The sequence below is a fragment of the Actinoallomurus sp. CA-150999 genome, assembly GCF_050942425.1.
Taxonomy (GTDB): domain Bacteria; phylum Actinomycetota; class Actinomycetes; order Streptosporangiales; family Streptosporangiaceae; genus Actinoallomurus.
The window spans coordinates 7,461,249-7,474,414 of record NZ_CP192063.1 but is presented as its reverse complement, the minus strand read 5'-3'; the positions used below and the strand labels follow the sequence as shown (position 1 = coordinate 7,474,414).

The 13,166-nt window shown below is 72.6% G+C and carries 12 protein-coding genes; 7 read left to right on the top strand and 5 right to left on the bottom strand.

Annotated features, from left to right (window positions below; all coding sequences use genetic code 11):
* Window positions 1-7: 7 nt before the first annotated feature.
* Window positions 8-706: a hypothetical protein gene (locus ACQP2O_RS34595; protein WP_433172510.1), complete on the top strand. Its 699-nt coding sequence runs from the start codon at window positions 8-10 to the stop codon at window positions 704-706.
* Window positions 707-772: 66 nt separating this feature from the next.
* Here the strand turns inward: ACQP2O_RS34595 and ACQP2O_RS34590 are convergent, their stop codons facing one another.
* The gene (locus ACQP2O_RS34590) at window positions 773-1,198 is read right to left on the bottom strand and encodes an OsmC family protein (protein WP_360885892.1); all 426 of its coding nucleotides are present in this window, start codon (window positions 1,196-1,198) and stop codon (window positions 773-775) included.
* A 107-nt stretch (window positions 1,199-1,305) separates the two neighbouring features.
* Here ACQP2O_RS34590 and ACQP2O_RS34585 point away from each other — a divergent pair, with 107 nt between their 5' ends.
* Together ACQP2O_RS34585 and ACQP2O_RS34580 are read left to right on the top strand one after the other, a co-directional pair.
* The gene (locus tag ACQP2O_RS34585) at window positions 1,306-2,406 is read left to right on the top strand and encodes a DUF5925 domain-containing protein (RefSeq protein WP_433172507.1); all 1,101 of its coding nucleotides are present in this window, start codon (window positions 1,306-1,308) and stop codon (window positions 2,404-2,406) included.
* Window positions 2,407-2,515: 109 nt separating this feature from the next.
* A complete protein-coding gene (locus ACQP2O_RS34580; protein WP_433172505.1) occupies window positions 2,516-3,244 on the top strand; it encodes a class I SAM-dependent methyltransferase in 729 nt (242 codons plus the stop codon).
* Window positions 3,245-3,271: 27 nt separating this feature from the next.
* Here ACQP2O_RS34580 and ACQP2O_RS34575 read toward each other — a convergent pair whose 3' ends face one another.
* A complete protein-coding gene (locus ACQP2O_RS34575) occupies window positions 3,272-3,733 on the bottom strand; it encodes a GNAT family N-acetyltransferase (protein WP_433172503.1) in 462 nt (153 codons plus the stop codon).
* Window positions 3,734-3,888: 155 nt separating this feature from the next.
* Here ACQP2O_RS34575 and hrpB point away from each other — a divergent pair, with 155 nt between their 5' ends.
* Window positions 3,889-6,285 (top strand): ATP-dependent helicase HrpB, encoded by a 2,397-nt coding sequence (hrpB, locus tag ACQP2O_RS34570; protein ID WP_433172501.1) that lies wholly within the window; start codon window positions 3,889-3,891, stop codon window positions 6,283-6,285.
* 34 nt (window positions 6,286-6,319) lie between these two features.
* On the opposite strand, the gene ACQP2O_RS34565 is transcribed toward hrpB, so the two are convergent.
* Window positions 6,320-7,138 (bottom strand): SAM-dependent methyltransferase, encoded by an 819-nt coding sequence (locus ACQP2O_RS34565; protein ID WP_433172499.1) that lies wholly within the window; start codon window positions 7,136-7,138, stop codon window positions 6,320-6,322.
* Between the two features lie 279 nt (window positions 7,139-7,417).
* Between ACQP2O_RS34565 and ACQP2O_RS34560 the strand changes: the two genes are divergently transcribed.
* From ACQP2O_RS34560 to ACQP2O_RS34550, 3 genes are all read left to right on the top strand, one after another.
* Complete coding sequence (locus ACQP2O_RS34560) at window positions 7,418-8,692, top strand: MFS transporter (RefSeq protein ID WP_433172497.1); 1,275 nt, start codon at window positions 7,418-7,420, stop codon at window positions 8,690-8,692.
* Between the two features lie 72 nt (window positions 8,693-8,764).
* Window positions 8,765-9,511, top strand: a complete 747-nt coding sequence (locus tag ACQP2O_RS34555) for a DUF485 domain-containing protein (RefSeq protein WP_433172495.1) — start codon at window positions 8,765-8,767, stop codon at window positions 9,509-9,511.
* Window positions 9,508-11,202, top strand: a complete 1,695-nt coding sequence (locus ACQP2O_RS34550) for a solute symporter family protein (protein ID WP_433172493.1) — start codon at window positions 9,508-9,510, stop codon at window positions 11,200-11,202. The genes ACQP2O_RS34555 and ACQP2O_RS34550 overlap by 4 nt, the downstream gene beginning before the upstream one ends.
* Window positions 11,203-11,343: 141 nt before the next feature.
* Here the strand turns inward: ACQP2O_RS34550 and ACQP2O_RS34545 are convergent, their stop codons facing one another.
* Both ACQP2O_RS34545 and ACQP2O_RS34540 read right to left on the bottom strand, forming a co-directional pair.
* Window positions 11,344-11,958 (bottom strand): response regulator, encoded by a 615-nt coding sequence (locus ACQP2O_RS34545; protein ID WP_433172491.1) that lies wholly within the window; start codon window positions 11,956-11,958, stop codon window positions 11,344-11,346.
* A complete protein-coding gene (locus tag ACQP2O_RS34540) occupies window positions 11,955-13,160 on the bottom strand; it encodes a sensor histidine kinase (protein ID WP_433172489.1) in 1,206 nt (401 codons plus the stop codon). Before ACQP2O_RS34540 ends, ACQP2O_RS34545 begins: the two co-directional genes overlap by 4 nt.
* Between the last annotated feature and the right edge of the window lie 6 nt (window positions 13,161-13,166).

The window sequence follows — 13,166 nt, the reverse complement described above, 5'->3', positions numbered from 1 at the left end:
CGGCCGAATGACCACGGACTTCCAGGCTCGTGCCCACGCGCACGTCAACGAACTCCGCGCCACGCCGGACATCGTCATGACCGCCTGCGAGATCGGGTCAGGGCCGCCCCGGGAGCTCTCGGCCGACGACGCCGCGCTGATCGCCTCCGCCTGGGGAGACGCGGCCGTCGAGGGCGTTCGCGAGTACCTGCTGAGCACGGACCACATCCATGTCGCCTGGCACATGGACGACTACTCCCTCGAGGGGGAGTTCTTCCTGAAGGACGTCCGGAACTGCCTGTCCGGCAGGGTCGTGCCGTACGTGGACGTGAGTCTGTCTCCGGAACAACAAGAGCTGATGAACGACGGACTGATGATGCTCGAAGAGGCCCCAGGATCGGGCCGCCTCACAGCGCTTCGTCGCCACGCTCCGAGCCAGGGGCTGTGGTTCTACGACACGAACCACCGAAACCTGGTGCCGCTGGAAGTCGACTACCGGTCCTACGTGGACACTCTGCTCGTCATGAAGGGGACTCCGGGCTGGCAATACCTCTTCACCGACGTCGACCTCCGCCACGGGAAGTACCACGCCACCGTCCGCCAACTGGAGAAGACCCTGGAGGGCTTTCCCGACCTCTTCCCCGATCACGACTACAGCCACCTGCGGGAACGCTTCCAGGCCCGCTGCGACCGGCCCATCGGAGGACGGGCGCGCAGAGCTCGATGAGCCGGGTGGCACGGCGGGGCGACGGTGCGGGCGCCGCCCGTCTCGGGGGCGCCCACACCGCCGGGGTCAGGCCAGGGACGCGTCGAGCGTGATCTTCGTGCCGGCCAGCGCCTTGCTCACCGGGCAGTTGGCCTTCGCCTGCTGGGCGGCGTTCTCGAAGTCCTCGGCGGAGATGCCCGGGACCGACGCGCGTACGGTCAGGTGGATGCCGGTGATGCCCTCACCCGGCTGGAAGGTCACGTCGGCGCGGGTGTCCACGGTCTCCGGGGGCGTGCCGGCCCCGGCGAGGCCGTGGGAGAGCGCCATCGAGAAGCAGGTGCTGTGCGCGGCGGCGATGAGCTCCTCCGGGCTGGTCTTGCCCTCCGGCTTCTCCGCGCGGGACGGCCAGTTGACCTCGAACTCCCCGACCTTCGAGGAGTCCAGCGACACCTTGCCCTGCCCGCCCATGAGCGGGCCTTCCCAATGGGCGTTCGCGGTACGGACGGTGGCCATGTGATGCTCCTTCTGGACGTGCGCGGGGCCCGCCGACGAGCGGCGGTACGCCCGGTTTTGTGCAAATTCACTGGACGCGGGCCATGGGCGCCCCGATGATCGAGGACATGTCCGAACCCGTCGTCCCGATCATAGGGGCCGAGCCCGAAGCGCCTGTCGACTACCGCCTCGACACGACCGACACGCTCGGCGGCGTCATCGACGTCCTCGCTCTCCAGCCCTTCACGACGGGCCGGCAGCCGTACGCCCGGGTCAAGCGGCTGGACCGGGTCCGTCCCGACGCGCCTCTGCGCCCGCCGGGCGCGCGGGTGCTGCGCGCCGTCCGCGAGGAGAGCCGCGACGCGCTGCTGGCGGCGGGCGACGGCTGGACGCTCCGGGCGGTCCGCTGGCGCGGCGGGTCCGGCACCGTCGAGGTCACGGCCGTCAGCGACGAACTGGCCGCCACCGTCGTCGAGCAGTCCGTCCGCGACGCCGTCGAGGCGACATCGGAACCGGACCGCGTCGAGATGGGCTTCTGGCACTCCAGCTCCCATGGGGCGCAGCGCCGCAAGCGGTCCATCGCTACGACGCCCTGGGCGGAGATCCGCGACAACTACTCGGCCACCACCGCGACGGCCGTCGACCGGCTCGCGGCCGTACGCGCGGCGGACGTGACCGGCCGGCTCATCCTCCTGCACGGGCCGCCCGGCACCGGCAAGACCACGGCCCTGCGCGCTCTCGCCCGCGAGTGGTCGAAGTGGTGCCAGTTCGACTGCGTCCTCGACCCGGACGAGCTGTTCGGCAATCCGGCGTACCTCATGGAGGTCGCCGTGGGGGAGGAGGACGAGGACGAGGAGGACCGGCGCTGGCGGCTGCTCGTCCTCGAGGACTGCGACGACCTGATCCGCGCCGAGGGCGGGGCCGGCACCGGACAGGCGCTCTCCCGCCTGCTCAACCTCACCGACGGCCTCGTCGGCCAGGGCCGCGACGTCCTCGTCGCCCTCACCACCAACCGGCCCCTGTCCGGCCTGCACCCCGCCGTCGTACGCCCCGGCCGCTGCCTGGCCCAGATCGAGATTGGCCCGCTGTCCCGCGCCGAGGCCGCCACCTGGCTGGGCACGACGGACGGCGTCCCGGAGAACGCCACGCTCGCGGAGCTGTACGCCATCCGCGACGGCCGCGCCGCGGAGACGCCGCCCCCGACGTCCGGCACCGGCTTCTACCTCTGAGCACCGTATTCGCGTGCGGCCGGGGACGCGGCTTGGGCGTGCGCGGGCGTGCGCCGGCGGCGGCGGAAAATCCGTGGCCGGCGGGGACGCGCGTGGATATCGTCGCGGAGTGCCTGACGCGATCTTTGCCGATCCCCGCCTCGCGCCCATCTACGACGCCTTCGACGGAGACCGCGACGATCTAACGGCCTACCTCGACCTCGCGGACGAGCTCGGCGCGGACCGCGTGCTCGATATCGGATGTGGCACCGGATGCCTGGCGGTCCTCCTCGCGGACAGCGGCCGTACGGTGACGGGCGTCGACCCGGCGGAGGCATCGCTCGACGTCGCGAGGTCGAAGGACCCGACCGGAAGAATCACCTGGGTACACGGCGATGCCACGACGGTCCCCGCGCGCGGCGCCGATCTCGCGGTGATGACGGGCAACGTGGCGCAGGTCTTTCTCACCGACGCCGACTGGACACGAACGCTTCAGGGCGTCCACGCCGCACTTCGCCCTGGGGGTCACCTCGTCTTCGAGACGAGACGCCCCGAATATCGGGCGTGGGAAGAGTGGGCGACCGACAGTGCGCCGGTCACCGTCGATGTCCCAGGACTCGGCCCCGTGGAGCAGCGTTTCGAGGTCACCGAGGTGAGCCTTCCGCTGGTCTCCTTCCGCTACACCTACACATTCCTGGCGAACGGCACGGTCGTCACCTCGGACTCGACCCTCCGGTTCCGTCACCGCGACGAGGTGGAGACGAGCCTGGGCGCGAACGGCTATCGCGTGCTGGACGTCCGAGAAGCCCCTGATCGCCCAGGCCGCGAGTTCGTGTTCATCGCCGAGCGCACAGCCTGAAGCCACCCTCGCCGTACGGAGGGGGCGTCATCGCTGCTCATAGTCGACCTGCCCGGTGAACGCCTTGAACAAGTGCACGTCCGCGTTCCCGCCAGGAATGCCCAATGTCCGGCCGGTCTCGACATAGCCGTGGCGCTGGTAGAAGCCGGGGGCTTGGAACGTGAAGGAGGAGACCGCCATGCGATCGCAACCGCGTCGCCGGGCCTCCGCCTCGGCAGCGAGCAGGATCCTGCTGCCCCAGCCGTCCTTGCGGCTGTCCTCGCGCACCCACAGCAACTCGATGCCGCACAGACCGCCCCACGTCCAGGCGGCCAACCCACCGACCAGTCCCCCCGCTTCATCGGTGACCTTGATCGAGAACGCGTCCCGGTCGGCCGCACCTGTCGCGGCCGTATTGAAGGCGATCAGTTCGTCGGTCAGTCGTCCGCTGAGCTCGGCGTCGCCTTCACCAACGCTCAGCGTCGGGCCAGAGTAGTGCTCAGTAGTCACGGCGCGGAGTATCCCAACCCTCCTCGGCCTCCAGCACGCGATTTATTCGCCCGCCAGGGGGCACCGGCCGGGTCACACTGAGAATCTTGATCTGCGGTGCCCGGGGAGTGGCGCCCCTGCCCTCGGGCGCCGGCGGGAGCGGTCAGACTGGTGGGGTGCGTTCGTCCGACCTGCCCGTGTCCGCCGCGATTCCCGCGTTGCGTGACGCGCTCGACTCTGCCGGGACCGCCGTGTTGGCCGCGCCGCCGGGGACCGGGAAGACCACGCTCGTGCCGCTCGCCCTCGCCGAGACCGGGCGGCGGGTGATCGTGGCCGAGCCGCGGCGGCTCGCGGCGCGCGCTGCCGCGCGCCGGATGGCGTGGATGCTCGGCGAGCCCGTCGGCGAACGGGTCGGCTATGCCATGCGCGGTGAGCGGCGGCCGGGCAGCGCGGTCGAGGTCGTCACCACCGGCGTGCTGTTGCGGCGTCTGCAGCACGACCCGGATGTGCGCGCCGACGTCGTCATCCTCGACGAGTGCCACGAGCGTCACCTGGACGCCGACACCGCGTTCGCCTTCCTCCTCGACGTCCGTACGACGCTGCGCCCCGACCTGGGGCTGGTCGCCGCGTCGGCGACCGCCGACACCGGGCCGTGGGCGGGGCTCATGGGCGGTGCGCCGGTCGTCAGCGCGGACGGCGCGGCGTACCCGGTCGAGGTGGTCTGGGTGCCGCCGCCCCGTCCCGTGAGCCCGCCGCATGGTCTGGCCGTCGACCCGGCGTTGCTCGACCATGTGGCCTCGACGGTCCGTCGGGCGCTGGGCGAGCGGGACGGCGACGTGTTGTGCTTCCTGCCCGGTGTGGCCGAGATCGACCGGGTCGCGCGCGCTCTCGGCGACCTCCATGTACTGCGGCTGCACGGCCGTGCGCCCGCGGCCGTGCAGGAGGAGGTGCTGCGTGGGCCAGAGGGTGGGCGGCGCGTCGTGCTGGCCACCTCGGTCGCCGAGTCGAGCCTCACCGTGCCGGGTGTGCGCGTCGTCGTGGACGCCGGGTTGTCGCGGGAGCCGCGCACCGATCATGCGCGCGGGCTGGGTGCGCTGACCACCGTACGCGCGTCGCGGGCCGCCGCCGACCAGCGCGCCGGGCGTGCCGGGCGTGAGGCGCCGGGAACGGTGTACCGGTGCTGGACCGAGGCCGAGCACCAGCGGCTCCCCGAGCGTCCCCGGCCGGAGATCGCACTGGCCGACCTGACCGGGTTCGCGCTGGAGGCGGCCTGCTGGGGCGATCCGGACGCCACCGGCCTGGCACTCCTGGACGCCCCGCCGCCCGCCGCGATGCGCGCCGCCCGCGAGACCCTGCGGGCGGTCGGCGCCGTCGACGACGGCGGACGTGCCACCGAGCGTGGCCGGAGGATGGCCCGCATCGGCGTCCACCCGCGGCTGGCCCGCGCGCTCCTCGACGGCGCCGAGCGCGTCGGGGCGCGTGCGGCCGATGTCGTGGCGGTGCTGGCCGACCAGCAGCGGACCGACGAGGACCTGGTCCGGCAGTGGCGCGGCCTGCGAGGCGATCCGCGGTGGCGTGACGAGGTACGCCGGCTGCGGCGCGCGATCCCGGACGCTCCGGAGGCCGGGCCGGACGATGAGACGGCGGCGGGTGTGGTCGTCGCCCTTGCGTTTCCGGAGCGGGTCGCCCGGGCCCGCGGCGGCGGATACCTGATGGCGTCCGGCACCGCGGCCGAGCCGCTCAAGGGTTCGGCGCTCGGCGGGGCGGAGTGGCTGGCGATCGCCGTCGCCGACCGGCCCGCGGGCGCTCCGGCCGCGCGGATCCGCCAGGCCGTCCCGATCGACGAGGACGTGGCGCGGGCGGCCGTGGGCGTCACGGCGGAGGATGAGGTCGGCTGGCGGGGCGACGTCGTCGCGCGCCGCGTCGAGCGCCTCGGCGCGATCGAGCTGTCGGCCGTGCCGCTGCCGGATCCCGACCCCGAGCTCGTCCGGGCGGCCCTGCGCGAGGGCCTGCGCCGGGAGGGGCTCGGCCTGCTCACCTGGACCCGCGAGGCGGAGGCGCTGCGCGCCCGGCTGGCGTTCTGCCATCGCGTCCTCGGCCCGCCGTGGCCGGCGATGGACGACGAGGCGCTGCTCGAGTCCCTCGGCCTCGCCACCGGTGGCGCGCGGCGGCGGGCCGACCTCGAACGCGCGGACGTGACCGCGCTACTGCGCGGACTGCTGCCGTGGGAGTGCGCCGCCCGGCTCGACGAGGTCGCCCCCGAGCGGATCGCCGTGCCGAGCGGGTCGCGGATCCGGATCGATTACTCCGGCGAGCAGCCGGTGCTCGCCGCGAAGCTGCAGGAGCTGTTCGGGTGGACCGAGACGCCGCGCGTCGCGGGCGTTCCCCTCGTGGTGCACCTGCTGTCGCCCGCCGGGCGGCCCGCCGCCGTCACCGCGGACCTGGCGTCGTTCTGGCGTGAGGGCTACCGGAACGTCCGTGCGGAGCTGCGCGGACGCTACCCGCGCCACCCCTGGCCGGAGGACCCGGCCACCGCCGAGCCGACCCGCCGTACGAACGCCCGCCGCCGCTGACCGTATCGCCGCCGATGGCCGGATACGGCCAGGGTCACGGCTTGCGGCCGACGCCTCCGTACAGCCAGCGGGTGGCCTCCGGTGCCGGATCCGCGGGGTCGGGGTGCCAGGCGTCGATAGTGACCAGGCCGGGATCGACGAGGTCGTACCCGTCGAAGAAACGCGCGATCTGCGCGTGCTCGCGGAAGTAGATGGGCGTCGGCGTGGTCGCGTACACGCTCTCGATCTGGTCGACCGCGGCGGCCGACTGACCGTCCCGGGTGACGTGGGTGAACGTGATGTGGCTACCGGACGGCAGGGCGTCCCGCAGCGCGCCCATGACGTCCGGCCGCTCCTCCTCGGTGAGGAAGTGCACCATGGCGATCAGGAGGACCCCGACCGGCTTGCTGAAGTCGATCAGCTTGGTGGTGTTCGGATGCTCCAGCACCGAGGTGGGCTCGCGCATGTCGGCGGTCGCCACGGTGGTGTTGTCGTCGCGCGCGAGCAGGGCGCGGCCGTGCACCAACACGATCGGGTCGTTGTCGACGTAGACGACCCGGGAGTCGGGCGCGATCTGCTGGGCGACCTCGTGGGTGTTGCCCGCGGTGGGCAGGCCGGAGCCGATGTCGATGAACTGCCGGATCCCCTGCCGGGCCATGTACCGGACCGCGCGCCGCAGGAAGGCGCGGTTCTCCCGGGCGAGCTGCCGGATCTCCGGCATCGCCTGGGCGATCCGGTCCACGGCGTCCCGGTCCACCTGGTAATTGTCCTTACCGTCCAGGTAGTAGTCATACATCCGGGCGACGCTAGGTTTGCCGGTGTCGATGCCGAGTGACGACGGGTCGACCTGTTCATCCACGAAGGTGGTCTCCATCCCTGCCTGACCGGTATGGCCTACTAAGCGTAGAGCGAGATTGTTACGTCCGTCGCCAATTCGGCATTCGGCCTGACCGTATCGGCGAGTCGCGGTCGCGTCGCCGGACGGCCGCAGGGGACGGACGTCTCGGAGCGGAGCTCGCGCGATAGAGTGGCCGACGTGTTCCTCCCCTGTGTCTAGACACCGCCGCTGACCGCGCCTCACCGGCCGCGGTCCTTCGGTGTCCCTGACGCTCACGGCGCGGCTTCCGCGCGCCGTCATTCCGAGGAACATCTCGTGTCTTCATCCACCCCCTCATACGCCGCCGTCCTGCGCGCTCCGCACGCTCGCCGCACCTTCGGTGCCGCGTTGCTGGGCCGGCTCTCGTACGGCATCGTCCCCCTGTCCCTGACCCTCGCGTCGGCCGGCGCGACCGGCTCGTACGCCACGGCGGGCACCGCCGTCGCCGGGTTCGCGCTGACCGTCTCTGCGCTGTCCCCGGTGCGCGCCCGGCTGATCGACCGGTACGGCCCGCGTCGCGCCCTGCCGCCGATGGCGTTCGCGTACGCGCTGGTGCTGGGGGCGCTGGCCCTCCTCACCGCGCGGCACGGCGTGCCCGCCGCCCCGCTCGTGGTCCTGGCGCTCGCGGCCGGCGCGTTCCCGCCTCCGCTCGGCCCGGTCATGCGCACGCTCTGGAGCGACCTGGTGCCCGACCGGCGGCTGCTGCAGCGCGCCTACAGTCTGGACACCGTCGCGGAGGAACTGCTGTTCGTCACCGGTCCGCTGCTGGCGGGCCTGATCGCCGCGCTCGTCGGCCCGGCCGCGGGCGTGGCCGTCAGCGCCGGGCTGGTCCTGGCCGGCACCTTCGCTCTCGTCTCCTCTCCGGTCGCCCGCTCCCAGACAGGGACGGCCGGGGCGGCGGATCCGGTCGAGAACGGCCCCACACCCCGCCGGTCGCGAGGAGGCTCCTTCGGCGGGCTCGGCCGGCCGGTCGTCCTGTCGGCCGGGATCGGTACGTGCCTGGGCGCGCTGGGCCTGCTCCTGGTCGCGTTCGCCGCGCACCGTCACGAGGCGCCCGCGGCCGCGTGGGCCGAGGCCGCGCTCTCCGCCGGCAGCGCGGTCGGCGGCCTGGTGTACGGCTCGCGCTCCTGGCGGGTGCCGGGACGAGTACGGCTGCCGGTGCTGACCGCCGCGCTCGCCATGTCGCTGGCGGTCGCCGGGGCGGCGCCGGACCTGTACGCGCTGGCCGCGGTGGTCGGCGTCGCGGGGCTGTTCGTCGCCCCGGCGCTGACCACGGCGTACCTGCTCGCGGAGGAGTCCGCCGCTCCCGGCGCCCGTACGAGGGCCGGCGCGTGGGTCAACACCGCGTTCAACGCGGGCTCCTCGTTCGGCATGGCGGCGGCCGGGCGGTTGATCGGCCGGCTGCCGCTCGCGTGGTGCTTCGTCGCCGCGGCGGCCCTGCCCCTGATCCTGGCGCTCGTCGCCCTGACCCGGCGGGCTCGTGGCGAAGAACCCGTCCGTCGGGCGGGCTGCGAGGACCCGACCCGGCGGGCTCGCCCGGAAGAGGAGTGATCTCGGGCGATCACCCCCTTTCGGCGGTGCTCGCGCGGGAACCCGCGTTTTCCAAGCAGCAATTCCTGCGAAGTGGCGAATGCGAACGGCCCCGGTCTGATCTCATTACGGAATGGGAGGACCACTCAGGGTCACGCCGAGCAGGGAGAGGGGTGTGTGGTGGTCACCGGGTCACGGCCATCGCCACGTCGCAGAACGGATCCGCGCGATCGCGCCCGATATGTCGCGATAAGGCAAGATGAGAGATTCGCCGTATTGAAAGGGAAATCCAGGAGATTAATCGTTCTGATCGTCTCGGTGTTCCTCGGGTGGTATTTCCTGTACGTCGTCGCGGCGGCGTTCGCCCGCGACCTCATGGCGTACCGGCTCGTGGGGAACGTCAACGTCGCCCTCGTGTTCGGCGTGCTCCAGTTCGCCTCGGCGTTCGTGCTCGCCTGGCGCTACACCCGGTACGCCCGGCAGGTCCTCGATCCGCTGGCCGCCCAGATCGTCGCCGACGCGGAGGAACGCGTCGGCGAGGCGGTCCGCCGCCGGACGGGGGCCTCGCCCGCGCCGACGGTGTCCCCGGCCGAATCGCCTGCACCGGCCACCGATGGCGTGCGGCCCTACCTGGGGCCGACGCCCCCGGACGGGATGGCGCCCCCGGCCGGATCGCCTCCGCCGTACGCCCGCGGCAGGCGGCCTTACCTCGGGCCGACGCCCCCGGACGGGACCGTGCCGCCGCCTGATCCGGCCGCGCCGCCCGGGGCGGTCTCCCCGCCCCGGCCCACGCCCTGGCCGGAGGCGGCCGGCCGGCCGTGGACGGGAGGCGCGCGATGATCCTCGCCAGTGCGGGCTCCCTCACGGGAGGCGGTCGGACCATCACGTTCGCGCTGTTCATCGGGCTGGTGTGCATCACCCTCGCCATCACGATCTGGGCGCGGATGCACACCGACGGGGCCGTCGACTTCTACGCCGGCGGGCGCGTCTTCTCCGGCCCGCAGAACGGCCTGGCGCTCGCGGGCGACTACATGTCCGCGGCGTCGTTCCTCGGGATCGCCGGCATCATCTCGCTGTCCGGCTACGACGGCTTCCTGTACTCCATCGGATTCCTGGTCGCCTGGCTGCCGGCCCTGCTGATCGTCGAGTTGATGCGCAACACGGGCCGCTTCACCATGGCCGACGTCCTGGCCCAGCGGGTGCGCCGGCAGACCTCCGTGCGGATCGCCGCGTCGGTGTCGACCGTCACGGTCTCGGTGTTCTACCTCCTCGCGCAGATGGTCGGGGCCGGGGCGCTCATCGCCCTGCTGCTCGGGGTGAAGCAGGGGTCGACCTTCCTCGGCATGTCCGCCGGCACGGCCGAGGTCATGACGATCGTCGTCGTCGGCGCGCTGATGATCTGCTACGTGATGTTCGGGGGGATGAAGGGCACCACCTGGGTCCAGATCGTCAAGGCCGCGCTGCTGATGTTCGGCGCGACCCTGATGACGTTCCTGGTCCTCGGCCGCTTCGGCTTCGACCTCAGCCGCCTGCTCGGCGCGGCGGCCCGGTCCAGCGGCAAGGGCCACGCCTTCCTCGAACCCGGCCTGAAGTACGGCAAGGAGGTCGAGGGGCATTCCTCCCAGACGCTGTTCAACAAGCTCGACTTCGTGAGCCTCGCCCTCGCCCTCGTCCTCGGCACCGCCGGCCTCCCGCACATCGTCACCCGCTTCTACACGGTGCCGGACGGGCGCGCCGCGCGTACCTCGGTCAACTGGGCGATCGGCCTGGTCGGGGCGTTCTACCTGATGACGATCGCGCTGGGGTTCGGCGCGACCGCGCTGGTCGGACGCGAACGGATCCTCGCGCACGACCCGGCGGGCAACACGGCGGCGCCGCTGCTCGCCCGCGAACTCGGCCAGGACGTCGCGGGACGCCTCGGCGGGGAGGTCATGCTGGCGTTCGTCGCCTCGGTGGCGTTCGCGACCATCCTGGCCGTGGTCGCCGGCCTGGTCATGGCCTCGGCCACCTCACTCGCCCACGACTACTTCGGCAACGTGCTGATGCTGGGACGGCCCCGCGAGCAGCAGGAGGTGGCGGTGGCGCGGTTCGCGGCCTTCCTCATCGGCTCGGTCGCCATCCTGCTGGCCGTCTTCGCCAAGAACCTCAACGTCGCGTTCCTGGTGGCACTCGCCTTCGCCATGGCCGCCTCGGCGAACCTCCCCGCGATCGTGTTCGCCCTGTTCTGGCGGCGGTTCAACGCCGCCGGGATGGTCGCCGGCATCTACGGCGGGCTGGTCAGCGCGATCGTGCTCGTGATCTTCTCCCCGGTGGTGTCGGGGAAGGTCGACCCGGTGACCGGCCAGAGCCTGTCGCTGTTCCCCAAGGGCACCGACTTCCACTGGTTCCCGCTGGAGAATCCGGGTCTGGTGTCGATCCCGGTCGGGTTCCTGTGCGCCGTCGCAGGGACGTTCCTCAGCCGGGAGAAGACCGACCCGGACGGCTTCGCGGCGCTGTCCGTGCGTTCCCTGACCGGAGCCGGCGCGCACTGAGCGGATCCCGTACGGCGGCGGACGACCCACCGAGCGCCCGCCGCCGTACGGGCCCGCGTACGGCGACCGCCGCCGTCGGGCTTGCGTACGGGCGACCGCCGCCGTCGCCTTGCGTACGGGCGATCGCTGCCGTCGGCCTCGTCAGGGGAGGAGGCCGCGTTTGTAGGCCTCGCCGACGGCGGCGGCTCGGTCGCGGACGCCGAGTTTGTCGTAGATGTGCAGCAGGTGCGTCTTGACGGTCGCCTCGCTGACGAACAGCCGCCGCGCCACCTCCCGGTTGGTGGTGCCGTCGGCGACGAGGGCGAGCACCTCGCGCTCCCGCTTGCTGAGCGCGCCGGGGGAGGGGGCGCGGACCCGGCCCATCAGCCGGCCCGCCACCGAAGGGGACAGCACCGACTCGCCGCGGTACGCCGCGCGGACCGCCCGGACCAGTTCGTCACGCGGCGCGTCCTTCAGGAGGTAGCCGGTGGCGCCCGCCTCGATCGCGGGCAGCACGTCGCTGTCGGTGTCGAAGGTGGTGAGGACGAGGACGCGCACGGCCGGGTGGGTGTCCCGGAGCCGGGCGATCGCCTCCACCCCGCCCATCTCCGGCATGCGCAGGTCCATGAGCACGACGTCGGCGTCGGCGGCCAGCGCGATCGCCTCCGCGCCGTTGGCCGCCTCGCCGGTCACCTCGAAGTCCGGGTCGCCGGCGAAGACGCCGCGCAGGCCGTCCCGGACGATCGGGTGGTCGTCGACGATCAGCAGACGGATCATGGTTGCGCTCCGGCGGGCAGGGCGGGGACGGTCGCGTTGATCGCGGTGCCCTCGCCGGGACTGCTCTCGATCTCCAGCCTCCCGGCCACCCGGAGCAGCCGCTGCCGCATCGAGGTCAGCCCGAAGCCTCCGTCGTTCCCGGCCGGGTCGAAGCCGGCCCCGTCGTCACGGACGTCTAGCAGCACCACGTCGTCCAGGTAGGTCAGGGTGAGTCCGACGCGGGAGGCGCCGGCGTGCTTGGCGACGTTCGTCAGCGCCTCCTGGGCGACGCGGAACAGTGCGACCTCCAGTTCGGGGAGCAGCGGTAGGGGTTCACCGGTCGTCTCGACGCCGACGGGGACCCCGGAGGTGCGGGACCAGCGTTCGCTCATCCCGGTGATGGCCTCCGGCAGCCGTGCCTCGTCCAGGTGCGGTGGCTGCAGTGCCTCCACCGATCGGCGCGCCTCCGTGAGGTTCTCGCGGGCCAGGGACTGGGCCTGGTCGGCATACCGCCGCCACTCGGCGGGGTTCTGCCGTGCGGCCTCCAGCTGGGCGATGATCCCGGTGAAGCCCTGCGCCAGGGTGTCGTGGATCTCGCGGGCCATGCGCTGGCGTTCGTCGTGCACGCCCGCCTCGCGTGCCTGGGCCAGCAGTTGGGCGTGCAGCCCGGCGTTCTCCTCGAGCGCCGCCTCCCGCCGGGCGTTCGCCTCGGCGAGCTGGTCGATGGTCGCCCGCCGTTTCATCTCGAGGGCCAGGAACCCCACGGCGACGGCACCCGTGGCCGCGACGAAGATCAGGTAGATCGGGGCCGTGGACGCGTTGAGGTTGTCGAAGCCGCCGACGTAGGTGACGGAGAGGACCGTCGCCGTCGCCATCATGCCGACCAGCTTCCAGCGGCCCCGCAGGTAGGCCACCTGCGGATAGCCCGTCCAGGCGAAGAGGCCGAACAGCGGACTGCGCAGGATCAGCACGGCGAACAGCACGATCAGCCCGGAGTAGTAGACCGCGGCCCGCCACGGTCCCGGCGTGGACGCGCCGGGCAGGGCGACGATCAGCATCCAGGCCGCGGCCGTCACCATCAGGCCCAGCGTCGTCCAGACCTGAGTCGGCGTCTTCGCGTCGCCGATCAGGACGAGGATCGTGGAGACGACGAGTGCCCCGTACGGTACGACCCTGAGCAGGATCGCGTCTCGTCGTTCGAGGCCGTCGGGGCGCACTCCCATCGTCTG

Bases quoted from the DNA above. Each gene is read 5' to 3' on its own strand.
- ACQP2O_RS34595 (WP_433172510.1), top strand. From the start codon at position 8: ATGACCACGGACTTCCAGGCTCGTGCCCACGCGCACGTCAACGAACTC.
- ACQP2O_RS34590 (WP_360885892.1), bottom strand. From the start codon at position 1,198: ATGGCCACCGTCCGTACCGCGAACGCCCATTGGGAAGGCCCGCTCATG.
- ACQP2O_RS34585 (WP_433172507.1), top strand. From the start codon at position 1,306: ATGTCCGAACCCGTCGTCCCGATCATAGGGGCCGAGCCCGAAGCGCCT.
- ACQP2O_RS34565 (WP_433172499.1), bottom strand. From the start codon at position 7,138: ATGGAGACCACCTTCGTGGATGAACAGGTCGACCCGTCGTCACTCGGC.
- ACQP2O_RS34550 (WP_433172493.1), top strand. From the start codon at position 9,508: ATGATCCTCGCCAGTGCGGGCTCCCTCACGGGAGGCGGTCGGACCATC.
- ACQP2O_RS34545 (WP_433172491.1), bottom strand. From the start codon at position 11,958: ATGATCCGTCTGCTGATCGTCGACGACCACCCGATCGTCCGGGACGGC.
- ACQP2O_RS34540 (WP_433172489.1), bottom strand. From the start codon at position 13,160: ATGGGAGTGCGCCCCGACGGCCTCGAACGACGAGACGCGATCCTGCTC.